Raw genomic sequence first — 23537 nt, forward strand, 5'->3', positions numbered from 1 at the left:
TCCGTATGCCCACCGCCATTCCCCTCGCCATCATCGAAGACCAGCCGACCATCCGGCAGTCCTACGTCACCTACCTCGCCGCCCAGCCCGAGTTTGAGGTGGTGCTGGTGGCGGGCTCCATCGAGGAGTTTCTGGACGAGCTGCCGCACGCGCCGCATCCGCCCCGGCTGGTGCTGAGCGACATCGGCCTGCCCGGCCTCACCGGCATCGAGGGGGTGGCCCGCATCAAGCGCCAGCTGCCCAAGGCCGAAGTGGTCCTCATCACCGTGTATTCCGACGCCGAGCGGCTGTTTCAGGCCTTGTGTGCCGGGGCCGTGGGCTATCTATTGAAAAGCACCATGCTGCGCGACGTAAAAGCCGGGCTGCTGGAGGTGCTGGACGGCGGCTCGCCGATGTCGCCCGCCATTGCCCGGCACGTCGTGCGGCACTTCCAGCCCATGCCCGCCCCCGCCGAGGTCCTCACGCCGCGCGAGCTGCAGCTGGTGCAGGCTATCGAGGAGGGCCTAAGCTACCGCTTAGTGGCGGAGCGCCTGGGGATTTCGCTCAACACAGTGCGCACGCACATCCGGCGGGTCTACGATAAGCTGAATATCCGCTCGAAGGCCGAGCTGGCGGTCCGGCCGCGGCCCGAGTAAAGCTGCCTGTTGCCCGTCGTCAAACGGCGGGTAGGCAAAATTAAAGAAGCCTCTGGCTGCCGTGAAATGGAGTCAGCGGGCTTTTTTGTCGAACTTGCCGGTTCATCCCTGGCCAGTATTCCGGTGCGAAGACTTATTGTATTGTGCTTGCTACTGTTGCCGCTGAGCCTGCGGGCCCAGCGCACCAAGCCCGACCGTATGCCCGACGTGCCCATGCGCCTCGACTCGCAGCAGGCCTGGCTGCGCCGCCCCCGCCTGCCCGACAGCACGCGGGTGAAACTGCTTATCAGCTGCTGCTTTCTGCACCTGGACACCCGCCTCGACAGTGCCCGCTGGTACAGCGAGCAGGCCGTGGCCCTGGCCCGGCGGAGCGGGTTTGCCTGGGGCCACGCCTACGCTCTGCTCAACCTGGCCGCCGCCGAATATTACGCCTCCGACTACCCGGCGGCGCAGCGCACGTTCGAAATGGCGGTAACCGTCACGCGGCATGTTGGCCAGCTCGATTTTATTGGCCACGCCTACCTGGGCCTGGGCAACGTGGCCTCGGAGCTGCACAACGCGGCGGCGGCGCAGAGGTATTTCACCCAGGCCCAGCAGTTCTACGCCCGCTGCCAGCCGCGCTTTGTGGGCGGCGAGCTGCTGGTGCTGCACAACCGCGCCAATCTATATCTTGACAGCAAGGATTTTGCCCAAGCCCGCGCCCTGGTGCAGCAGGCCCTGGTCCTGCTGAAGCAGCACCCCGGGCGCAGCAGCCTGGCCAAGCTACTGGTGCAGCTGGGCGAAGTGCAGCACCAGCAGCAGCACCCCGATTCGGCGGCTACCACCTGGCAGCGCGCCGCCCGCCTGGCCCGCACCGACCACGATGCGCACGCCGAAGGCGAAGCCTGGCACCACCTGGCCCAACTGGCTCAGGAGCAGCGGCACCACCCCACCGCCCTTGCCTACGCCGAGCGTGCCACCAGCCTGCTGCGTAGCGTGGGCGCCACCGAGCAACTGGCCAATGCCCTCGACACCAAGGCCAGCGCCCTGGCCGCCCTACACCGCCCCGAAGCCTACGACACCCTGCGCCGCTATACCAACCTGCGCGATACCCTGCTCAGCCAGCAGCGCCTCGAAGCCGTGGCTAATGCCCAGGCCCGCTTCGAACAGGCCGAGCAGCGCGCCCGCATCCGGGCCTTGGAGCAGCAGCGCCGCATTGCCAACCTCGAAACCGAGCAGCGCACTTTTCGCAGCCGCCTGCTGCTGGGGGGGCTGGCGGCGGGTGGCCTGCTGCTGGGCGGCGCCTTCATGGGCGCCTACCGCCGCCGGCAGCGCCGCCGCGAGGCCGCCCTGCGCCACCAGCTGGCCGCCGACCTGCACGACGACGTGGGCTCGCTGCTCTCGCGCATTGCCCTGCAAACCGACCTGCTGCAGGAAGGCCTCGGCGAGCCCGGCCAGCAGCAAACCCAGCTGGCCGAAGTGGCCGGCAACAGCCGCCTGGCCGTGCGCCAGCTCAACGACGTGGTGTGGAACCTTGACGCTCAGAACGACTCAGTGCCCAACCTGCTCAGCCGCCTGCGCGACTACGCCCACGAGCTGCTGGTGCCTACCGGCCGCGACGTGCAGTTTGTGGCCGACGAAGCCGTCGGCGCCAGCGCCGACCTCTCGCCCCTGGCCCGCCGCCAACTCTACCTCATCTATAAAGAGGCCCTGCACAACATCCTTAAATACGCCCCCCTCGACGCCACCGTGACCGTGACCCTGCACCGCCACAAAGACCTGCTGACGCTGGACGTGGTGAACACCGGCCCGGTCATCACCACCGCCATCCGCGACTCGGGCCACGGCCTGCGCAACATGCAGGCCCGCGCCGCCACCCTCGGCGGCACCGCCACCGCCGAAGCCCTGGCCGAGGGCGGCTTTGCTGTGCGGGTACGGGTGAAGGTGGGGTAAGCCTTAGCTTGCTGTAATTGGTGTTGGGTGTCGGGTATTAGGTATTCGGCTAATATTGTCCAAACGCCAAATACCCAATGCCCAACACCAATTACGGCAAGCTAAAGCGTACTTCACGGTCACCTTTTCCTGTCGCATGAAAATGCGCTACCGCCGCTTTATTCCGCCCGGTACCTTTGTCTTATGTCCACTCGCACTACGCTCGCCATCATCGAAGACGACCCTTCGATTCGCCAATCCTACGCTACCTACCTCTGCGCGCAGCCCGAGTTCGATTGCGTGCTGGTGGCCAGCTCGGTGGAAGAGTTCCTTGAAAAGCTGCCCACTCTCGCCCGCCCGCCCCGGCTGATACTGAGCGATATCGGCCTGCCCGGCCTCACCGGCATCGAGGGCGTGGCACTTATCCGGCAGCTGCTACCGAAGGCTGAAGTTGTCCTCATCACCGTGTATGCCGATGCCGAGCGGCTCTACCAGGCCCTATGCGCCGGGGCCGTGGGCTACCTGCTGAAAAGCACGATGCTACGCGACGTGAAAGCCGGGCTGCTGGATGTGCTGGAAGGCGGCTCGCCGATGTCGCCGGCCATTGCGCGGCACGTCGTGCGGCATTTCCGCCCCGCCGCCCCCATCACCGAGCCCCTCAGTGCCCGCGAGCTGCAGCTGGTGCAGGCCATCGAGGAAGGCCTGAGCTACCGCCTGGTAGCCGAGCGCCTGGGCATCACCCTCAACACGGTGCGCACCTACATTCGCCGCATCTACACCAAGCTGGAAGTCAATTCTAAAACCGAGATGCTGGCCCGGCACCGGCAGGGGTAGAGGCCCGGAGCCGCAGCGCGATATTTTATTTTATGATGAGCAAATTTATAAAGGGCTGGTGCAAAACAGGTTCATAATCAGATTTTCATCTGTGCCTGAAAGCCGACTAGTAGTCGGCTTCTTTATTTTGCGGCCCGGGTAATCCGGCCAGCGCCGAGCCTCGTAGTTGCGGGGCGTTTGTCGTTGCATTCCATGGTAATTGGTCGGCTGGTCGGCTGGCTGTTGGCCCGAAGCTACAAGCAATTCGCCAAAAACTCCTATCTTCACGGCTCTACCACTACACTAGTTGCCCGGCGTAAGGGGGCAGCACTGCCTTTTTCTCTGTGAATAAACGCTATGAAAACTCCGACACCACTGGTGGTGCTGCTGGTTGAAAACGACCCACTGTGGGGCATCCTGCTCACCGAGCTGCTGCAGCAGCTTGGCGCCACCGTGCTGGGCCCCGCTGCTACCGCTGCCCAGGCCCGAGCCCTGTGTGCTGCGGGCCCGCCGCCCGCACTGGCCGTGCTCGACATCGGCCTCGACGGCCCCGAAAACGGCCTGCAGCTGGGCCGTTGGCTGCAGCAGCACCGGGCTATGCCGCTGCTCTATTTTACCAGCGAAGAGCGCGCCGCTATTTCCGACGAGGTGTGGGCCACCGACCCGCTGGCCTTCATCCCCAAAAGCAGCCCCGCCGAAGAGCTACGCCAGCGGCTCAGCCACGCCCTCGACCAGGCGCGCCACCCGGATAGGTTGAAAGTTAGGCGTTAGGAGCCTGCTGGCGATATAAAGGCGCCTGCTTACTGCTGCCGTGGTGCCGAATTGCCTGTCCCGACTCTGGCCTTAGCCTCAACCCTACAACGGTGCGCTGCCGGGTGCATCGGCAGGGCGGATGGTTTATTGATAATATAAAACAACGCCCCCGACAGCAGCTGTCAGGGGCGTTGGCGGGTAGCGGGGCATGGACCTTACTCCAGCGCCCGCCCACGGAACAGCAGGTAGCCCAAATGCCCGTAAATGCTGAATTTCTCCGACGGGTCGTCGTAATACCGGGCGTGAATGGCAAACGGGCCCACCGGCGTTTGCAGCACGAGGCCGGTGCTGGCCGTCAGGCGCGGGCGGTCCACGGTGTTTTTGCGCACGGCTTTCTGGGTTTCCTCGTTCATTTCCAGCGGCCGGATGAGCAGGTGGCCATATACCTCGGAGCGCCACTCCAGCTTGCCAAACAGCGGCTGGTTGTAGCGCAGGCCCGCGGCCACAAAATTGGCATTGCGGTAGCTGTCCAGAAACATGGTGCGCGAATCGGGCAGCGGCGCAAACACCGGGGCCGTGGTCATGCTGGAACGGTAATTCGTGAATGTGCCCTGTCCGCTGACCATGCCCTCGGCAAAATAACCCCAGCTGCGGCGGTCGCCTTTCAGCATAAAGTAGCGCTCGGCCGTGGCCCGCATCTGAAGCCATTCGTGGTGCCGGCCGCTGGCGTCTATGCGGGCGGTAGAGCCCGGCGTGTACTCGGCCGCTCCCGTTATGCCCCGCAGGGTGAATACGTAACGATGGCCAGAGGTAGCGTACTGTTTGCGGTTGAGGGTGTTGCGGGCAAAGCGCAATGCGGCCGTAAAGCCGTGAAACCGCGTCACGTCCAGCACATCGGCATTGGTAATTTCCTTCGAATTGGTGTACTCGTCTTTAATCACAAAGGCTCCCAAATCGAGCAGCAGGCGGGCGCGGTAGTTGGGGCTGATGCCGATTTGGCCGCCCAGCTTGGTATCCTGCTGCCGCACTTGGGTGCTCAGCACGTCGCGCCCCAGCAGGCCGCCGGTGTTCTGGTAATCCCACTGGTTATACGTGATTTCGGGCTCGATGAAAAACGGCAGTTGCCCCGGAATGCTGATGCGGAACGAGCCGTGCGCGCCGTTGTAAAAGCGCCCCAGGCTCACGTCGGCCGAGGCGGTGTAGAGCCAGCGCCGCAGGTAGCGGTATTCGATGCCAAAATACAGGTTGTCAATGGGCCGGTTCGACAGCACGAAGCCGATTTCGGCGCTCACGTTGTTGTTGCGCTGGGCATCGACGCTGAACACGTAGCCCTTGCGGTCGTAGTCGTAGCGAATGCGCGGGTAAATGTTCTTGAAGTAGTCGTCGGCCGCCAGGCGGTAGTAGCCTTCCTCAATGTCGTCGAGCGAATACTCGCGGCCCTTGCGCTGGAAAAACTTGGCGGCGTACTCATTCTGGTCGGGGCGCAGGCCGTTCACCCGCACCTCAATAAACTTCGGCGTGGGCGCTTTAGCCTGGAAAGCCTGCCGCTTGTGCAGCAGCGTCAGCGAATCGACGCGGCGCGAAATCCGGCTTTTAATCTTTTCCATGGCCCGCAGCCCGGCCGTGTCGCCGTGGGCAATGAAGTCCTTCACGCGCTCAAAGTCGCCGGCGCCCAGGTTGCCGAGGTTGGGCTGAATGTAGATGCCGTTTGGCCCTACGCTCATCGTATCAGCCACGCTGGTACCCAGAAAGGCTACCGTGCTGGCGAGCAGCGCGTCGTCGTTTTTGGGGTATTTTTTGAACGCCACGTCGCCCACGTTCACGCCGATAATAATGTCCGGCGCGAAGGTTTTTTTCATGGTGGCGGTAGGGAAGTTATCGTACACCGCGCCGTCGTAGTAATACTTGCCGTCGATGTTGCGGATGGGCCGGAAAGCCAGCGGAAACGACATCGAGTTGCGGATGGCATCCGATAGCGAGCCCTTGCTCTGCTCCACCACGTGCCGCGTAAACACTTCCGACGACATGCAGCGGAACGGAACCATCAGATTATCAAAATCATAGTGGCTGCTGGCGCCCGCCGGAGCCAGCAGGCGCGTCAGGGCCAGATTCAGGTTGAGGTCGTTCACCAGGTTGGTGCTCACCCGCGCCTTGAAGGTCGAGTCGATGGCCACGCCCAGCCGCAGCGCCGAGGGCGAAGGCTCGGCCGTGAGGTAGTTAAAGGTTTTGCTTTCGAGCTGCTTGCCCGAAGTCCAGCGCTGAAACTCCGGCGTCAGCACCAGCTGCTCGATTTCCTCGGGCGAGTAGCCGGCGGCGTACATGCCGCCCACCACAGCGCCCATGCTGGTGCCCACAATGTAGTCGATAGGGATGTGGTTCTTTTCCAGCTGTTTCAGCACGCCGATGTGGGCCAGGCCCTTGGCGCCGCCGCCGCTGAGCACCAGGCCCACTTTCTGGGCCTGCGCAGTGATGGATAACAGACTAGCCAGCAGCAGCGCCGGCAAGGCTACACGTAATGTTGTAAGCATAAAAGGGAGGAGAATGCCCGCTACGGCGGGTTTGCCTCCTACGCCGCCGGGGCAGCGCGGGTTGTTGGGCCACCAAGTCGGATATTTTCAGTAAGTTGGCAGCCATGAAACAACTCCGCCGGCTGCTACTTGCTCTGCTGCCTGCTACTTGGGTTGAGGCTCCGGATTACCGCCCGTTCCGGCCGGGAGTTCAGCTCAGGTACTCAAAGTGCTCAAAAACTGATAGTATTTTCTCACCACATTCTCTTTCACGCATGCGTAAGCTACTTTTACCCTTACTAGCCGCCGGCCTGGCTGCCCCCGCCCAGGCCCAGGACTATCGGCCCTTTCGGATGGGCCTCACCTACCAGTTCAGCGAAAGCACTACGCCCGGCGACACCACGCATACGCTGCGGATTATCGGCCGTAGTCAGGCCGGAGCCGACACTGTGTTCCGGTTTAACCCCATGGCGCAGCCGCTGCCCGCCAATTCGAGCATTGGTTGCGGCGGCACCCACATGCAACGGCCCAACAACCTGTTCGGAGCCACGCTGACGGTGCCGGCGGCGGGCAGCTTCGTGCTCACGGCCAGCAACGGCCGCACCCTCACGCTGCGGCCCCGGGCGGCCGTAGGCCAAGCCTGGGTGGCGGCCCCCGGGCTCACGGGCACCGTCAGCGCCCGCACGATGGCCACGGTGCTGGGGCAAGCCGATTCGGTGGCTACCATCGGCTTGAGCAATGGGCAGACGCTACAGCTGAGCAAGCAGTTTGGCCTGGTGGAAGGCCCCGCCCTCATTGCTCTGCTCGACGGGCGCTATCGCAGCCGGGCTCTCACGCTCACGGCCTTGCCCGAGCTCAACCGGGGTACGGCCCAGCTCGGCACCAAAGCCGTTTTCGATTTTCAGCCCAACGATGTTTTTCAGCGGCACTACACCACCATCAATAGCCTGACCAGCCAGCTGTGCTCGGAAGGCTGGACGCGCGACAGCATCATCAGCCGCACTACCAGTGCCGGCGGCGACTCCATCATCTACCAGATTTGGAGCCGTTCGTTGTCGTTTGGCTACGGCTCGCCGGGGGCTCCTGCGCAGTTCTGCGGGAGTAGTGGCACCTCGTTTTTCCCCGGGGCTGTCAGTACTATGGTGGTTGCCAGTGGAAGCGATTCCAATGTGAAAATGCTGACCAATAACTACTCCCAGCGCTACCCACCGTTCGGTAGCCTGGCTAGGGCTGCCAGCCGCTCGGCGCAGTTCAACAACCGCCTGGAGCAGGAAGTGCTGCTGCGCTCGGGTTCAAGCTGCGGGGCAGGTTCCGATAGTCTGGCCATCACCTACGTAATTGATTTCTGGGGCTTCGACGCCTCCGCGCAGGGCCTGGGACTTACGCGCTTCCACCACGGCGACATGTTCAATGATAGCTACATGAACCTGGAAGGCTACCGCAAAAACGGTGTCACCTATGGCCAACTCCGCAGCTTCCGCCAGCTGCTGCCCGCCGCCACGGCCCGCCCGGCGGCCACCACGGCCGCTTTCCCCAACCCCTTCAGCAACGAACTGACGGTCAAATTTGAGCTGACCCGCCCGCAGGCCGTAGCCCTGGAGCTGCACGACGCCATAGGCCGTGTGGTACTCACGCAGCCCGCCACTCTCCGTGCTGCTGGCACGGGTACGCTGCAGCTCAACACGGCAGTTTTGCCAGCAGGTGTTTACACCGTCTTTCTTAAACCCGCCGCCAGCCCCGCGCAAGTGCTGAAAGTAGTGAAGCAGTAGCCGATATTTTTAGCAAACCGAAACCGGCCCCCGTCTGCATTGCAGACGGGGGCCGGTTCCTTTTTTGACCCTCACAACCGGCCTACCACTTCTTGAAAATGACAAATACCGCCGCCACCAGCAGCCCAAACCCTGCCAGGTGATTCCACTTCAGCTGGTCGGTTTTAAACACAAATACCGTGCAGAGCGTGAACACCACCAGCGTAATAACCTCCTGAATAACCTTGAGCTGAAACAGGCTGAACGGCCCGCCATTCTCCTCAAAGCCAATGCGGTTGGCCGGCACCTGAAACACGTACTCGAAAAACGCCAACCCCCAGCTCACGAGGATAATTCCCACCAGCCCGAGCTTGGAAAACCAGGCCAGCTTCTTGAACTGCAGGTGCCCGTACCAAGCAAACGTCATGAACAGATTGGAGACGGTGAGCAGGAGCAGGGTAAGCGGGCCTTTCATAAAAAGTGTGTCATGCTGAGCAGCGCGAAGCATCCTTTCACGCCTGTCCGATTGAGTTACTGCGTCGGCCTAACGTGAAAAGATGCTTCGCGTTGCTCAGCATGACATTTCTTAGTCATCGTGTCCCGGCGCGGCCACTACGGGCGCATTCGCCGCTTCCTTGGCCTCGCGCTCCAGGCGCAGCTTCTCCGCTTCCGAGGGCGTGGTGCGGGGTAGCTTGTTGAGGTCGGGCGAGCCGCCATCTACCCAGCAGGTGTACCAGAATGAGCCGATGAGCCGGGCGGCGTAGCGCATCTGCCGCTCCACCTGCCCGTTGAGGCGCTGGTGATACTCGCGGCTGAACTCGCGCGAGTAGGCGCGCACCGTGGCGTTGCCGCGCTGCTCGTAGCCATACTTGGCATCTTCGGCAAACTTGGCCGTCGTTTCCTTCTCGAATAAGAACACCGAATCCACCGCCGCGTGCGAGCGGATAACGGCGTTCCAGATGGTCACCGTCGGGTTTTCAATGTACGCCGCCTGGCCCGTAAAGAGGTCGTAGTCGGCACTCAGGAGCTCCGGCAAACGCGACTCCCACAGCGCGTGAATACCCTTTTGGCCCGTCAGTTGCCCGTTGTAGTTGCGCGTGGTGTGCAGCGGCACGCAGGCGTCGGCGATGTAGTGGCCCATGTCGGCCGAAAGGCGTAGGATGCGGTCGGTGTCCTTGTCGCGGAAGGCGGCGGTGAGCTGGTTTTTCATCGTCGCCACGTGCCAGGGCACGATGCCGTGGCGCTGCAAGGAATCTTCGCCGTAGCGGGCCACGGCATCGGCATACTTGCGGGGCAGCTTATACTCAGCACTGTCGCCGTAGCGGTCCACGTCCAGGAAATGGCGCGGGGCCTCGTTCGGCACCAGGTTGCGGCGCGAGTCGGGCCGGGTGGCATTCACCGTCAGGTAGTCGATGTTGGCCTTGAAAAAGCCCACCATGGCTGGCGGCAGCGTGTACACCGCCAGCCGGTTGAGAAGCCGGTGCCCGAAAAAGCCCCAGGCCTGCGGCTGGCGCGGCCACAGCAGCAGTGGAAGAAGCAGCAGGAGTGGGAGTAGCCGTTTTTTCATGGGCAAAAGGTACAACACAGAATGAGTACCAATGCAAAAGCGCCCCACAACCCGGACAGTTGCGAAGCGCTTTTACAGTATTGTTCGGTTACCGCCGCCCCGTCTGGCCCGGAAACTTCATCCGGTAGTCGTGCTTCACGTCGCCCTTGCTGATGCGGGCCAGCTTGCCCTTCAGCAGTTGCTTTTTGAAGGTCGAAAGCTTGTCGGTGAAGAGGATACCTTCGAGGTGGTCATACTCGTGCTGAATGACGCGGGCCGTCAGCCCCGAGAAGCCTTCCTCGTGCAGCTGCCGGTTTTCGTCCTCGTAGCGAATCACGATGTCGGGGCAGCGCTGCACCAGCTCGCGCACCCCGGGGATGCTCAGGCAGCCTTCCTCGAAGCCCCAGGGCTCGCCGGTTTCGCTCACCATCTGCGGGTTGATGAACACGCGCTTGACGCCCACTTCGGGCGTTTCGCCCTTGGCCTCCAGCTTCTTTTTCTCGTCCTCGTCCAGCTCCACCATCGGGTTCGAGTCGATGACGAACAGCCGGATGGCCTTGCCAATCTGCGGGGCGGCCAGGCCTACGCCGTTGGCGTAGTACATGGTTTCGTACATGTCGGCGATGAGCTTCTGCAGCTCCTCGGCCGGGAGGTCGGCGGCCAGCGGCTTGGCCTTGGTTTTCAGCACCTGGTCGCCGATGGCAACGATGGGAAGTATCATGAAAGGGAATTGAAAATTATGAATTATGAATTAAAAATTAATTCAAATTGGTAAAAGCAGCATCGGTAGTCTAAGGCTCCGGAGGCAACCCAATTTTTAATTTTTAATTCATAATTTTTAATTAAAAAACGGGAGCCGCCGGCGAATCCAGAAACGATTGCAAAATTAGGGTAGCACTCACCCGGTCCACGGTGGCCTTGTCGCGGCGGGCCTTCTGGCCCAGCCCGCCGGCCAGCATGGCGGCGTGCGCCATGCGCGAGGTAAACCGCTCATCCAGCTCGTGCACGGGCACCTCGGGCAGCTCGCGGCGCAGCGTGCGCAGCAGGCCTACCACGGCGCTGGTAGCATCGGTAGGCTCATTCAGCAGCGTGCGCGGCATGCCCACCACGATGGCCCGCAGCGGGTCCTGCAGGTGGTATTTCTTCACGTACGCCAGCAAATCCTTGCTGTGAATGGTATCGAGCGGGGTAGCAATGATGCCGAGCGGGTCGGTGACGGCGAGGCCCACGCGCTTGTTGCCGTAGTCGATGGCGAGGATGCGGGGCATGGTGGGGGAGGGGGTAAGTACGGTGCAAAGATACGGCGACGGTAGAACGACAACTCCCCTCCTTGGAAAGGAGGGGATGTTTTGCCGCCGGCAAAACGGGGGTGGTTCGCCCGTCCGCGCCGTTAGGGTGATAACAGAACCACCATCGCCAAACCCGGCAAATCCCAATTCCGCTCCTAACGGCGCGACCGGCTCAACCACCCCCGTTTTGCCGGCGGCAAAACATCCCCTCCTTTCCAAGGAGGGGAGCTTCGTCCAATTATCCGGGAAAAATTCAATAATTTTGAAGACCCCGCCCCACCCCTACGTATTTTCCCCATCGCCATGCCCCCTCCATCACCTGCTCCTGCGCGTGTTGGCCGGCTACGCCTGGCGGGCTTACTATTCCTGGCCATGGCCAGCGGCGCCCTCCTTAACAACCAGCTGTTTCGACCCTCATCCGATAACCCCGAGGGCACCGCCCGCGGCTACCTGCGCTTCAAGGAAATCCTGAGCTACGTGGACCGTGACTACGCCGACACCGTCGATACCGAGGCCCTGGCCGACTACGCCGTGGCCCAGATGCTCGAAAAGCTCGACCCGCACTCGGTCTACATCCCCGCCCGCGACCGGGCCAACACCGACGCCTTCCTGCAGGGCGACTACGACGGCGTGGGCATCGAATTCAACCTTGCCCGCGATACTATGACCGTGGTGGCGCCCCTCAGCGGTGGCCCCGCCGAGCTGGCCGGCGTACAGCCCGGCGACCAGATTCTGAGCCTCGGCGGCCGGCGCGTGTCCGGTGCCCGGCTCAGCAATGCCCAGCTCCAGCAGCTGCTGCGTGGCCCCAAGGGCAGCACCGTGGCCGTGGAGCTTAAGCGGCGCGGCGCCGCCCGGCCCATCAGCCTCACGCTGGCCCGCAGCCGCATTTCCAACAACTCGGTCGAAGCCGCGTATCTGATTGACCCCGAAACCGGCTACATCAAAGTCAACCGCTTTGCCGCCAGCACCTACGACGACTTTCACCAGGCCCTGCTGGAGCTGCGCCAGCACGGCCTTTCGCGCCTCATCCTCGACCTGCGCGGCAACCCTGGCGGCTACCTCGACCGCGCCACCAAGCTGGCCGATGAGTTTATTGCCGGCTCCCGCAAAATCGTCTACACCGAGGGCAAGGGCGACCAGTACGACACCCAGACCTACGCCCGCACCACCGGCGAGTTCGAAGAAGGCTCCCTCGTCGTGCTCGTCGACGAAGGCAGCGCTTCGGCCGCCGAAGTGCTGGCCGGCGCCCTGCAGGACCACGACCGCGCCCTGCTCGTGGGCCGCCGCACCTTCGGCAAGGGCCTCGTGCAACAGCCCATTCCGCTCTCCGACGGTGGCGAGCTGCGCCTCACCATTGCCCGCTACTACACCCCCAGCGGCCGCTCCATCCAGAAGCCCTACGGCGCCAGCTACGCCGAATACAGCCGCGACCTCGCCGAGCGCGAGAAGCGCGGCGAGCTGGCCTCGGCCGACAGCAACCGCTTCGCCAAAGCCCTGCGCTACCGCACCGACCACGGCCGCCCCGTGTACGGCGGCGGCGGCATCATGCCCGACATCTTCGTGCCCCGCGACTCGCTGGCCCATTCCAGCTACTTCACCCAATTGCAGGGCAAAGGCCTGCTCCGCGCCTTCGCCCTCACCTTCTACCAGCAGCACAAGGCCGAGCTCGAAGGCCTGCGCTTCGAGCAGTTCAACAGCACTTTCCGCATCGACGACCAGCAGCTGGCCACCCTTGCTGCCCAGGCCACCCGCGACGGCGTGAAGGCCGAGCCCGGCGCCGCCCGGCGCTGCGCCCCCCTGCTCCGCAACCACCTCAAGGCCTACATCGCCCGCAGCGCCTACGGCCTCGTGCCCTACTACACCGTGCTCCGCGAAAACGACCGCGAGCTCCAGCGCGCCCTCACCGCCGTGAGCGACAGCACGGTGATGCTGGCGCTGTTGAAGAAATAACCCTTAGCCCGGCAGCGGTACCGCCTTACTGCCGGCCGGTACAGGGTTACTGCCGGTCGGTACAGGGTTACTGCCGGCCAGTACCGGCCTACTGCCAGCCGGTACCGCCTTACTGCCGGGCGGTACAGGGTTACTGCCGGCTGGTACCAGGCTACTGCCGCCCGGTACCGCCTTACTACCGGGCAGTACCACACCGCGCCATTCGCCGTATCTTCACCACCCCGATTCCCCCCACCCAATCCCTCCTTGCTCATGGCTTTTTACCACCGCCTCGGCCAGATTCCGCGCAAGCGCCACACCCAGTTCCGCCAGCCCGACGGCTCGCTCTACTCCGAGCAGCTCGTGGGCACGCTGGGCTTCCACGGTGTGTCGTCGCTGCTCTATCACAAGCACCCGCCCACCCAGATTAAGCACGTCGGCGAGCCCAAGCCCTACGGCTACAAGCTGCTCAAGGACCGCCCCCTGCAGCCCGAGCACCTGCGCACCCTGGCCCAGAAAACCACCGGCGGCGACTACCTCGCCGCCCGCCAAACCATGCTCGGCAACGCCGACGTGACCATGAGCATCTGCAACCCCACCGAGAAGCGGATGAATTACTACTACAAAAACGCCACCGCCGACGAAGTCATTTTCGTGCACGAAGGCCGCGGCGAGCTCTGGAGCCAGATGGGCAAAGTAGCCTTCGAGCCCGGCGACTACGTCGTCATCCCGCGCACCGTCATCCACCAGCTGCACTTCGAGGAAGGCCCCGTGCGCCTGCTCATCATCGAGTCGTTCAGCCCCGTCGAAACCGTGCGGCGCTACCGCAACCACTTCGGCCAGCTGCTCGAGCACTCGCCCTACTGCGAGCGCGACATGCGCCCGCCCACCGAGCTCATCGACTCCGAAACCGAGGAGGGTGACTACCTGCTGCAGGTCAAAAAAGACGGCATGCTGCACCAGCTCACCTACGCCTGGTCGCCGTTCGACGTGGTGGGCTGGGACGGCTACTTCTACCCCTACGCCTTCAGCATCCACGACTTCGAGCCCATCACCGGCCGCCTGCACCAGCCCCCGCCCGTGCACCAGACCTTCGAAGGCCACAACTACGTCATCTGCTCCTTCGTCCCGCGCCTCTTCGACTACCACCCCCTCAGCATCCCGGCGCCCTACAACCACTCCAACGTCGATTCCGACGAGGTGCTGTACTACGTGGCCGGCAATTTCATGTCGCGCAAGGGTGTCGATTTGGCCTCCTTCACCTGGCACCCCACCGGCCTGCCCCACGGCCCGCACCCCGGCACCGTGGAGGCCAGCCTGGGCAAAAAGGAAACCCACGAGCTCGCCGTGATGGTCGATACCTTCCGCCCGCTCTACATGACCGATGTAGCCCTGCAATACCTCGACCCCCGCTACCCCATGAGCTGGAACCCCGGCTTCGTGCCCGACCCGCCCCGCGCGGCCGATATGATGGATTAATGAGGTAGTAGAATAGTGAGATGGGGAGACTGATAATCCACCACCCCCCCATCTCACTATTCCACTACTCCGTCACTTACTTCGCCACCTTCTGGTTGTAATACTCCACCATGCGCAGCACCTGCGTCAGGTCGGTGTAGCTCAGGTTTTCTTTGGCGGCGAAGGCAGACATTTGGGGTGCAAAGCCACCGAAGAGCTTCAATACGTCGCGCTGCTTAAGCTGTACTTCACGTAGTGGCTCGTTGGGCAGGTTGCCAGAGCCGGCCATCACCCGCTGGCCGATAACAGTACGCTCAGGCACTTTCACGGTTTTCAACACCGGGTCGAGCACGGCTTCTTCGTGCACGTAATGGTGCTGCACGGCCAGCACTATGGGGCTGCTCTTCGTCAGGGTCAGTAATTCTACGAAGTCAGGCTTAACGCCCCCGTCGCGAATCTTGTAGGTCTGGAAGTGCCGGGCATCATTGCCCCGGCCCAACTCAAAACCCTGCAGGCTGCCCGGGGGCCACACATGCGAGCCCGTCGAATCGGTGGCCTCCAGTAGTTGCAGCGCCACGTTATAGCTTAGGCCAGCCACGCGGTAGCGCTTGCCATCAGCCGTGATGAGCGTGCCTGGCACCGGAATGCGCTCGATATGCGCTTCGGGAGCCTTCACTAGCTGCGGATTGAGACGCTTAAGAGCGTCAGGTGAGTTGGCCCGCTGGTAAATATCCATGCTGATTTCCATAATGCCGCGCCCGGTCTGGCCCTGGCCCAGGGCCGAGCCAGCGGAGCCCAGCAACAGCAGGAAAAAGATTTTCTTCATAAAACTAAGCAGAGGTTAGGGGTGAGTTGATTAGTTAAACAGGAGTAATGAGGTAGCGCGAAGCTAAACGGTCCACTCTCTACCGGTTGCGGCCGTACTGCTCGTGGCTGCTCACCCAGTCGGAGCTCGAAATGGCCGCCCCCAGGCTCAGCTCGCCTGCCAAAACCACGCCAGCCACAATCTCGGCGAATTTATTGACCGTGCCGCGGCCCACGCAGCCCAGCATTTGCAGGCACTCGTTCTGGGTGGCCAGGCCGGTGCCGCCGCCGTGCGTGGCCACGATGAGCGAGGGAATGGTGATGCTGATGTAGAGGTCGCCGTCCTTATTCACCTCCGAATACAGTACCCCGGCGCTCGACTCGCTCACGTTGGCCACGTCCTGCCCCGTGGCAATGAACATGGCCGTGATGCCGTTGGCCGAGTGCGCGCCGTTGTTGTTGGCCCCACTCAGGAAGGCGCCTACGTTGCTCACCTGCCCGTGGTAGGCCAGCTGCTCGGGCGTCACGCGCATGCGCTGCATCAGAACGTCGCGCTTCACCACGGCCTCGGCCACCACGCGCTTGCCCCGGGTGCGCATCACGTTAATCTGGCTGGCTTTCTTGTCGGTGGCGAAGTTCGATTCGAGGTAGAAATGCTCGATTTTCGTCTCCTTGTAGTTCTCCAGAATCCAGGAGCAGGCGGCGAAGGTGGCGCGGCCCACCATGTTCTGGCCCGCCGCGTCGCCGGTGCTGTAGTTGAAGCGCAGGAAGGCAAACTTGTTGCTCAGGTAGGTGTCGATGTACTGCAGCTTGGCAATGCGCGAGGTGCTTTCGGCCTCCGGCCGGATGCGGTCGATGTTGGCCTCCACCCAGCGGCCAAAGTCGCGGGCGCCCCGCGCATCGCTGAACACGAACACCGGCGCCCGCTGCATGGCATCGCCGATGACGGTCGTTTTGACCCCGCCGCAGAGGTTGAGCACCTGCATGCCGCGGTTGTAGCTCGCCACCAGCGTGCCTTCGGTGGTGGCCATCGGGATGAGGAAGTCGCCCTGCGCGTGCTCGCCATGCACGGTGAGCGGCCCCGCCAGCCCCACCGGAATCTGGGCTACGCCCATGAAATGCTCGCAGTTGCCCTGCAGCTGGTGCGCGTCGAAGGAATAGTGTTTGAGGTGCTTAAACTCCTTTTCCGAAAATTGCTCGGCGAAGCGCTGCCGGGCCGCAATGGCGGCTTCGGAGTAGTCGTCCTCTTCGGAGCGCGGAATGCGCGGCTTCTGGTTGCCGGCGCCCACGATGGCATCTTCCACCTCCACGTGCAGCTCGCCGAAGGCATCGGTGGTAAACCAGAACTGCACCTGGTGAATGCCTTCGGCCAGCGGCGGCATGGCCAGCAGCACCGTGAGGGCGCGGCCCACGGGTAGCTCCACGGCCTGCCCGGCGGCGTCGATGGCCGTGGCCGGGCGGCGCTCGCCCCCGCCCATGTCCACCTCAATCTGCTCGGCCGGAATCACCACGTCGCCAATCTGCACCTGCCGAAAGCCGGTGACCTTCACCGTGTCGAGCCGGTTTTTGAGGCTGAAGGCCACGCCCTCACCCTGGGGCTGATTGTGCAGGCTGCCACGGGTGTAGAGCAGCTTAAGAAGCATCGGAGACGGCGTGAAAACCATGGTGGGAACGGGAAGTAAGGTGAATAGAAAAGCCGCACCCGGGCAGGCGCGGCGTGAAGATGGGGGATTTTGGGGAAATGCCAGAGAATAGCTGCGCCTAGCGCGCCTCCAGAAGCACCGGCAGCACGATTTCTACCTTCACCGGCTGCCCACCTTGGCGGCCCGGGCGCAGGCCGGTGAGGCTACGAGCGGCCTGCAAAACGGCCGCATCGGCCCCGCAACCGCAGCCTTTGAGGATGACAGCATCGGTCACGGCCCCGGTTTCGGTCACCACAAACTTTACGAAGAGTTTGCCCATGACCTGCGCCAGGTCAGCGGGCGTGACGCGGATATTTTTCTGCAGTTGGGCTGCAATACCAGCCACGCCGCCGCCTTGCAAAGGCTCTGGCATCTGCTCCACATAGGTGTAGATGCTTGGTGCGCTGGGTTGCGCCAGAACAACCTCCTCCGTTGGTTCTGGGAGTGCGATGCCCATGTAAGTGACCTGCTCGTCCAGTGGCTCAGGTACTGGCTCTGCCTTACGGGGTGCTGTTGCTTGCTTTGTCTGTTTCTTAGGCTTCGCCACTGTATGCGAGCGGCTGGCCGGCTTGCGCACCTGCGCCAGCGCCTCCCGCGCCGTCAGCCCCTGCCCAATCACCAGCACCAGCGCCACCACAAACCAGCGCAGCCGCCGCGTGAGCTTCGGCCGCTGCACCTGCGCTACGGCAAAGCTCCCGCACACCCGCCCATCGGGCGCGGCGGCGCGGGCGGCCGCCAGGTCGGCCACGGGGTTAATGGATTGGCTGAAATCCTGCACCACGCGCTGGCACTGGCTACAAAATTTGCCTCCCGCGTGCGGCGTGAAAGCCGCCGCGCTCACCGGGCAGGGCTGCAGGCGGGCGTTGAAAGTAGGGAGCAGGAGCATGGCGGGGCGGATTGATTTACGCTACAACGGGCGGCGGCGGGATTTCCGTATCCTGGGCCACGGCCAGCAGCCAATCCTCGCCGTAGCGGGTGAGGCGGTAGCGGCGCTGGCTGCCGGGGTAGTAGTGCCGCAGCAGGCCGGCGCGCTCCAGCCGCGTGCGGGCCCGCGAGCCGGCAATGTCGCCGATGCCGGCGGCCTGCTGCAGGGCCGCGCTGCTCAGTTCCTTGCCATCCAGAAAGGCATAGCACATGCGCGCCAGCGTGAGGCGGCCCTTGTAGAGTCGCATCTGCGTGAGGGGCTGCAGGGCCCGCTGCAAACGGTCGAGCACCCGCGCCGGCTCGAAGCGGGCGGGGTCGGGCGGCACGGGGGCATCGCGCCGGGCCAGCCGCTCGGCAAATTGGGCAATGCGTGCTTCAGATGATAAAGCCATAGCCAGCAGGAGCTAAGTAAACCAGGCAAAGAGGCCCGAAGATAGGCGGCTGACGAATAATTTCTGCCGGGCTACCCCCTTGGGCACCTACTTATCGCAGTGCCAAGCGTATTTGCTGTAGTCGCATTCCAATTTGCTGTAATACCGTGGATATTTATCGTAGTCAAAAAAAGGACTGCTCTACGGTGCAGTGTTTTTATCGTATTCAATTTACACTCTATCGTAGTACGCAACGTACCTGCCTTAGTATTTTTCCAGATTACCTTACTGCTCTGGGCACTTGCCTTAGTCATTTGGGCTTGGGCCAGCGGGTGGGGGGAGCGGCTGCGGCCAGCCGGCGGCCCGGGGGGCGGGTAAAGTATTTCGGCCGGCTGGCCGTCTGCGGCAGGCAACGGCCGGGCCGGATTCACCGTCAGTTCACACCGGCCGCCCGACCTTTAAAAGGTAAAACAACCTTAAAACTTCCCGCCGAGGCGGCCGGTTATAAACGGCCGTGGAGCCGTTGGCAGCCCTGCCGGGGCCCGGTCCCGGCCCGGCCGATGTTACTTTTGTATTATGCGCCGGGGTCACCAACCCGGCGCTACGCTTACCCTATGAATTTATCCGCCGATTATCCCCGCTTCACGCTTGGCCCTTCGCTTACGGCCGAGCAGCGGGCATTTTTTGCTAAATATGGGTTCCTGCATTTCCGGCCCTTTGCCACGCCCGAGCAGGTGCGGCAAATCATCAAAGCCACCCAGGATGTGCAGGATAAGTGGCTGGCCGATAAAGTAGAGAAAGTAAACGGCGTACCCATCAAGTACGGCAAGGACGTCGATGGCTCGCCCATCGTGCAGCGCTTCGCCTTTGCCTCGCAGCACCACCCCGTGCTGCACGACCTGCTGCAGGATGAGCGGTTTAGGGCCCTCTTTCCGCTGCTTGAAGCCGAAGGCGGCCGGGTGGGCGAAAACGAAAAGGACGGCCTCGTGGTGAACCACTACGTGAACGTGGCGGGCTCTGAGTTCAGCCAGATGGGCTGGCATACCGACTCGCTGCGCGACGTGTTCTACGGCAAGCGCATCGGCCCGATGCTCAACGTGGGCCTGCACCTCGACGGCACCAAGGCCACCAATGGCGGCCTGCGCGTGATACCCGGCACCCACCGCCAGAGCCTGCACAAGATGCTGTTTCGTAAGAAGTATTACAAAGACGTGTACTACGACCCCAACGAAATCGCCATCGAAACCGAGCCCGGCGACCTCACCGTGCACGACGGCCGCATGTGGCACCGCGTGGCCCAGTCGCCGCTCATCGGCGAAGCCAGCCGCCGCCGGGTGATGTACGTACCCATCATCGCCGGTAAGTACCAGCCCAAAACCGAAAGCAGCCCCACGCCGTTCTACCTGCGGTTTTTGCATTTGGTGAAATGAGGTAGAACGACAAACTCCCCTCCTTGGAACCGAAGGTCGGCGAAGCCAAAGGAGGGGATGTTTCAGCGCAGCTGAAACGGGGGTGGTTCGCCCGTTCGCGCCGTTAGCGCCGTTTGTAAAAATATTTACCTCTATCGGCGCGAAAGCCCTGCCGACTTCAACCACCCCCGTTTTGCCTGCGGCAAAACATCCCCTCCTTTGGCTTCGCCGACCTTCGGTTCCAAGGAGGGGAGCTTATCGTTCTAATACTATGTATGCACTCGTCACCGGCGCCTCGCGCGGTATTGGCCGCGCCCTCGCCCACGCCCTGGCCCGCTGCGGCTACGACCTGCTGCTGGTAGCCCGCTCGGCCGAGGGCCTGCAGCAGGTGGCCGCCGAAATCAGCGCGCAGCACCAGCAGCAGGCCCAGGTGCTGGCCCTCGACCTGGCCGCGCCCAATGCCGCTGCCACCGTGGCCGCCTGGGTGCAGGAGCACGCCCCCGTGCTGGGCGTGCTGGTCAATAATGCCGGCTACGGCCTCTGGGGCCGCTTCGAGGAGCTCAGCCTGACCGAGCAGCAGAACATGCTGCAGCTGAACATGAGCCTGCCGGTGGCCCTCACCCACGCCCTGCTGCCCTGCCTGCACCAGGCCCCGAAGGCTTACATCCTGAACGTGTCGAGCACCGCTGCCTACCAGGCCGTGCCCACGCTCACGCTCTACGCCGCCAGCAAGGCCTTTCTGCTCAGCTTCAGCCGCGGCCTGCGCTACGAGCTCAAGGATACCAACGTGTCGGTGAGCTGCCTGAGCCCCGGCGCCACCACCACTAGCTTTGCCGACCGTGCCGGCATGGGCGCCGAGCTGCAAAAGACCTCCGAAAAAGTAGCCATGACGCCCGAGGCCGTGGCCGCCGCCGCCGTAGCGGGCATGCTGGCCGGGCAGGCCGAAATTGTGCCGGGGCTGCTCAATAAAGTGTCGGCCGGCCTCACCAGTCTGGTGCCTAAGCGCCTGACGGAAAAGATTGCGGCCGGGATTTACGAGAAGTACCTGGACTGAGTTAAAAGAACGTCATCCTGAGCGCAGCGAAAGGACCTCGTCCGCGCCGTTGTGGCAGTAACTTTTAATTACTGCTGTATGCGGCGCGGACGAGGTCTTTTCGCTACGCTCAGGATGACGTTCTATTTTGCTCTTGCTCTTGCGTCGCCCATTATTCTTCCCGCCGCCCAATACGCCAGCCCGGCAAACAGCGGCGCCGCCAGCACATCGTAGCTGTAGTGCGCCCGCTGCACCAGCACCAGCAGCGCCACGGCTGCCGTGGCCATGGCCAGCAGCAGCCGGAGCCCGGGGCTGCCCACCACCAGTACCAGCAGCACCATGGTGGCGGTGTGGTTGGAGAAGAATAAATCGCGCACAATGGGTGCCTCGGTGGAGGCGCGGAAGAGGGCTTCCGTCACGGGGTCGTGCAGCACGATGAGCTCGCGGGGCGGGTCGAGCGGCAGTAGCGTGAGGGTGATGATGCGCAGCAGCTGCAGGAAAAAGTAGGCCCACAGCGCGTGCAGCAGCCGCAGCGGGCGCGGCAGCAGGTACAGCAGCGCCACCACGATGCTGCCGTAGATGGCCGCGAAGGTGGGCACCGCCACATCGCGCACCGGCAGCTGGCTTAGCAGCCAGTCGGGTAGCAGGCGGCCGGGGCGGCTCTGCACCCAGTGGTAGAAACCCGGCAGGACGGGGAGCAGGGCCAGCAATAGGCCCACGACGATTCCCAGGCGCCAGCGAAAGGCAGGCCGGGCCCATTGGGCGGGCCAGCGCTCAATCGGGGGAACGGTGAGAAATGGGGGAAGCATTGGAAAATTGAAAAGGGGGTTAGGTGTTGGGTTTTTGGACTCCGTATTTTACCTAACACCTAACACCTAACACCTAACACCTAACACCTAACACCTAACACCTAACACCGCTTTGGCCTACCTCCCCGAAGGCAGTGCCCAATCCAGCTTCAGCAGCACCGTGCCGAAGCCATCCTTCTGGTCGGGGTTGCCGCGCAGGCTCACGTCATCAATATGGTCGGTGGTGGTGAAGTAATAATTGCCCTCCAAACCCAAGTGCAGGGCATCATTCAGGCGCACCGTGAAGCCGCCGCCTACTGGTGCCACGCCCGCCATGGCCGGGTACACCGTGGTAGCGCCCGGCTGGGTGGGGAAGGCTTCGCGCTCCGAAGGGAGGAAGCGGGTATTGTCGGTGGCGCGGCTGGTGCCCTCGTAGGCTTCGGGGCTGTAGAGCAGCAGTCCGGCGCCCGCCTGCAGGTAAATCTGGAACGGGGCCGGGTCGGTGCCGGCCGAAGAGAAGGCTGACTCATCGGGCAGCAAATCGAAGCGTAGCAGCACCGTGCCCAGGCCATTGGTGCTGCGGAAAGCCAGGCCGCGCTCGGTCAGCTTGTCCTTGGCTCCCAGCTGGAAATACGAGAACTCGCTGCCGATGAGCAAGTGCGGGCGCAGGCGGTAGAGCACGCCCACGCTCACGGCCGGGCCCAGGAAATTCTGGCCGAAGCTGCCGAGGTCACCATTGTAGAAGGCCGTGCCGCCGGCCAGCGTCAGGCGCAGGGGGCCGCGGTAGTAGGGGCGGCCCTGGCTGTTGAAATGGCGGCGCTGGCGGCTGTGCTGCGCTTGGGCCGACGAGCCGCCGAGCAGCAAAGCCCCAAGTAGCGTGAGGGAAATAAGAAAACGCATAGGTAAGAAATCGTGACGCGGACTTTCATTCCGCCATGGAAGTAGTAAGCCGTCCAAAGTGCTGACAGCAGCCGCCGTGGAATGAAGTTCCGCGCTACTTGAACATGCCCTGGGGGTCGGGCATCTTGGCAATCAATTCCGTGATGAGGTTGAAATTGATGCTGCTCATGTCGAGCGCCCGGCCTTTGTGCAGGGCATCCCAGGCCTCAGCGTATTTCTCCTGGTGGTAGTAGCCCTGGGCCAGCTGGTGCCATGCCACACCGTGCTGAGGAGCAAGGGCCACGGCTTTTTGCAGCAGCTCGACGCCGGTGCTGAGGTCTTTTTTCTTCTTCGTCTGGGCGTAGCGGTTGAGGTGGCTGGTGCCGAGGTCGGCCAGCAGGTAGGCGTTGGTGGGGGCCAGGGCCAGGCCCTTGTTGAGCAGCGCGATGGCGGCGTCGGGCGTAGGTCCGTTGCTGGCCACGATGCCCAGGCCGCGGTATACGTCGGGGTTGTTGGGGTTGAGCAGCCAGGCCAGGTTGAAGCGGTAGGCGGCGGTATCGGCCTGGTTTTCGCTCAGGTACTCATAGCCTTTCTGGGCGAAGAAGGTGCTGGCTTCGTCGCGTGAGGCGAAGCTGGCGGCCACGGCTTCGAGTTGTTTGGCACCGAATAGCTGGGTGGCGGCGGCCGGGGTGAGGCCGCCGAAAAGGGGCTGCAGGCGGACGGGGCGGGCGGGAGCTGGGGCCGCGGCGGTAGTAGCTGCCGGGAGGCTGCCATCGGGGTTGGCGGCTACTTGCTCGCGTTTTTTGCGCTGGGCTACGGCTACGGAGGTGCTGAGCAGGACCAGCAGCAGGGCTTGTTGGGCGAGGGTTTTTAGCGAAGTGGAAATCAACACGGAAATAGGAAAATAAGGCGGCCGATAAAAAACGCGGCCCGCACGCGTAATGGCAAAGATAAACGGCCCGCGGGCAAGGCTATTGCGGGGGTGGCCGGGCGGGGCCGGCAAACTGCGCGGCGCGGCCCGGCGTAGGTGCGGGGGCCGGGGTTTTTGCCGGCTTACT

Annotated in this window: 21 protein-coding genes; 9 read left to right on the forward strand and 12 right to left on the reverse strand. The window is 63.2% G+C overall.

The window, feature by feature from the left end:
- The first annotated feature begins 5 nt into the window (after nucleotides 1-5).
- The 4 genes from Q5H93_RS22720 to Q5H93_RS22735 all read left to right on the forward strand — a co-directional run bounded on the left by Q5H93_RS22720 (nucleotide 6) and on the right by Q5H93_RS22735 (nucleotide 4130).
- On the forward strand, nucleotides 6-635 hold the full coding sequence (locus Q5H93_RS22720) for a response regulator (RefSeq protein WP_305009013.1): 630 nt from the start codon (nucleotides 6-8) through the stop codon (nucleotides 633-635).
- Nucleotides 636-782: 147 nt separating this feature from the next.
- The gene (locus Q5H93_RS22725; RefSeq protein ID WP_305009014.1) at nucleotides 783-2567 is read left to right on the forward strand and encodes a tetratricopeptide repeat-containing sensor histidine kinase; all 1785 of its coding nucleotides are present in this window, start codon (nucleotides 783-785) and stop codon (nucleotides 2565-2567) included.
- Nucleotides 2568-2750: 183 nt separating this feature from the next.
- On the forward strand, nucleotides 2751-3380 hold the full coding sequence (locus tag Q5H93_RS22730) for a response regulator transcription factor (protein ID WP_305009015.1): 630 nt from the start codon (nucleotides 2751-2753) through the stop codon (nucleotides 3378-3380).
- A gap of 336 nt (nucleotides 3381-3716) precedes the next feature.
- Nucleotides 3717-4130: a response regulator gene (locus Q5H93_RS22735; RefSeq protein ID WP_305009016.1), complete on the forward strand. Its 414-nt coding sequence runs from the start codon at nucleotides 3717-3719 to the stop codon at nucleotides 4128-4130.
- Nucleotides 4131-4327: 197 nt separating this feature from the next.
- Here Q5H93_RS22735 and Q5H93_RS22740 read toward each other — a convergent pair whose 3' ends face one another.
- Nucleotides 4328-6640 carry a patatin-like phospholipase family protein gene (locus Q5H93_RS22740; RefSeq protein WP_305009017.1) on the reverse strand — a complete coding sequence of 771 codons (2313 nt, stop codon included), beginning with the start codon at nucleotides 6638-6640 and terminating at the stop codon, nucleotides 4328-4330.
- 254 nt (nucleotides 6641-6894) lie between these two features.
- On the opposite strand from Q5H93_RS22740, the gene Q5H93_RS22745 reads away from it, so the two are divergent.
- Nucleotides 6895-8388: a T9SS type A sorting domain-containing protein gene (locus Q5H93_RS22745; protein ID WP_305009018.1), complete on the forward strand. Its 1494-nt coding sequence runs from the start codon at nucleotides 6895-6897 to the stop codon at nucleotides 8386-8388.
- 82 nt (nucleotides 8389-8470) lie between these two features.
- Here the strand turns inward: Q5H93_RS22745 and Q5H93_RS22750 are convergent, their stop codons facing one another.
- The 4 genes from Q5H93_RS22750 to ruvX all read right to left on the reverse strand — a co-directional run bounded on the left by Q5H93_RS22750 (nucleotide 8471) and on the right by ruvX (nucleotide 11181).
- Nucleotides 8471-8842 (reverse strand): DMT family protein, encoded by a 372-nt coding sequence (locus Q5H93_RS22750; protein ID WP_305009019.1) that lies wholly within the window; start codon nucleotides 8840-8842, stop codon nucleotides 8471-8473.
- Nucleotides 8843-8953: 111 nt separating this feature from the next.
- On the reverse strand, nucleotides 8954-9934 hold the full coding sequence (locus Q5H93_RS22755; RefSeq protein ID WP_305009020.1) for a zinc dependent phospholipase C family protein: 981 nt from the start codon (nucleotides 9932-9934) through the stop codon (nucleotides 8954-8956).
- 88 nt (nucleotides 9935-10022) lie between these two features.
- Nucleotides 10023-10634 carry a peptide deformylase gene (gene def, locus Q5H93_RS22760; protein ID WP_305009021.1) on the reverse strand — a complete coding sequence of 204 codons (612 nt, stop codon included), beginning with the start codon at nucleotides 10632-10634 and terminating at the stop codon, nucleotides 10023-10025.
- A 121-nt stretch (nucleotides 10635-10755) separates the two neighbouring features.
- Nucleotides 10756-11181 carry a Holliday junction resolvase RuvX gene (ruvX, locus tag Q5H93_RS22765; protein WP_305009022.1) on the reverse strand — a complete coding sequence of 142 codons (426 nt, stop codon included), beginning with the start codon at nucleotides 11179-11181 and terminating at the stop codon, nucleotides 10756-10758.
- Between the two features lie 324 nt (nucleotides 11182-11505).
- Here ruvX and Q5H93_RS22770 point away from each other — a divergent pair, with 324 nt between their 5' ends.
- Nucleotides 11506-13152 carry a S41 family peptidase gene (locus tag Q5H93_RS22770; protein WP_305009023.1) on the forward strand — a complete coding sequence of 549 codons (1647 nt, stop codon included), beginning with the start codon at nucleotides 11506-11508 and terminating at the stop codon, nucleotides 13150-13152.
- A gap of 252 nt (nucleotides 13153-13404) precedes the next feature.
- Nucleotides 13405-14610, forward strand: a complete 1206-nt coding sequence (locus Q5H93_RS22775) for a homogentisate 1,2-dioxygenase (RefSeq protein ID WP_305009024.1) — start codon at nucleotides 13405-13407, stop codon at nucleotides 14608-14610.
- Nucleotides 14611-14686: 76 nt separating this feature from the next.
- Here Q5H93_RS22775 and Q5H93_RS22780 read toward each other — a convergent pair whose 3' ends face one another.
- The 4 genes from Q5H93_RS22780 to Q5H93_RS22795 all read right to left on the reverse strand — a co-directional run bounded on the left by Q5H93_RS22780 (nucleotide 14687) and on the right by Q5H93_RS22795 (nucleotide 18391).
- Nucleotides 14687-15415 (reverse strand): hypothetical protein, encoded by a 729-nt coding sequence (locus Q5H93_RS22780; protein ID WP_305009025.1) that lies wholly within the window; start codon nucleotides 15413-15415, stop codon nucleotides 14687-14689.
- Between the two features lie 79 nt (nucleotides 15416-15494).
- Complete coding sequence (locus tag Q5H93_RS22785; RefSeq protein WP_305009026.1) at nucleotides 15495-17036, reverse strand: hydroxymethylglutaryl-CoA reductase; 1542 nt, start codon at nucleotides 17034-17036, stop codon at nucleotides 15495-15497.
- A 118-nt stretch (nucleotides 17037-17154) separates the two neighbouring features.
- Nucleotides 17155-17961 (reverse strand): energy transducer TonB, encoded by an 807-nt coding sequence (locus tag Q5H93_RS22790; protein ID WP_305009027.1) that lies wholly within the window; start codon nucleotides 17959-17961, stop codon nucleotides 17155-17157.
- Nucleotides 17962-17977: 16 nt separating this feature from the next.
- Complete coding sequence (locus tag Q5H93_RS22795; RefSeq protein ID WP_305009028.1) at nucleotides 17978-18391, reverse strand: hypothetical protein; 414 nt, start codon at nucleotides 18389-18391, stop codon at nucleotides 17978-17980.
- 593 nt (nucleotides 18392-18984) lie between these two features.
- On the opposite strand from Q5H93_RS22795, the gene Q5H93_RS22800 reads away from it, so the two are divergent.
- Nucleotides 18985-19800 (forward strand): phytanoyl-CoA dioxygenase family protein, encoded by an 816-nt coding sequence (locus tag Q5H93_RS22800; protein WP_305009030.1) that lies wholly within the window; start codon nucleotides 18985-18987, stop codon nucleotides 19798-19800.
- Between the two features lie 250 nt (nucleotides 19801-20050).
- Complete coding sequence (locus tag Q5H93_RS22805; protein WP_305009031.1) at nucleotides 20051-20833, forward strand: SDR family NAD(P)-dependent oxidoreductase; 783 nt, start codon at nucleotides 20051-20053, stop codon at nucleotides 20831-20833.
- 122 nt (nucleotides 20834-20955) lie between these two features.
- Here Q5H93_RS22805 and Q5H93_RS22810 read toward each other — a convergent pair whose 3' ends face one another.
- The 3 genes from Q5H93_RS22810 to Q5H93_RS22820 form a co-directional block, all read right to left on the reverse strand.
- A complete protein-coding gene (locus Q5H93_RS22810) occupies nucleotides 20956-21621 on the reverse strand; it encodes a phosphatase PAP2-related protein (RefSeq protein WP_305009032.1) in 666 nt (221 codons plus the stop codon).
- 117 nt (nucleotides 21622-21738) lie between these two features.
- Nucleotides 21739-22500, reverse strand: coding sequence for a hypothetical protein (locus Q5H93_RS22815; protein ID WP_305009033.1), 762 nt, complete (start codon nucleotides 22498-22500; stop codon nucleotides 21739-21741).
- A gap of 94 nt (nucleotides 22501-22594) precedes the next feature.
- Nucleotides 22595-23371 carry a tetratricopeptide repeat protein gene (locus Q5H93_RS22820; protein WP_305009034.1) on the reverse strand — a complete coding sequence of 259 codons (777 nt, stop codon included), beginning with the start codon at nucleotides 23369-23371 and terminating at the stop codon, nucleotides 22595-22597.
- Nucleotides 23372-23537 lie beyond the last annotated feature (166 nt).

Source organism: Hymenobacter aranciens, assembly GCF_030580865.1.
Lineage (GTDB): Bacteria > Bacteroidota > Bacteroidia > Cytophagales > Hymenobacteraceae > Hymenobacter > Hymenobacter aranciens.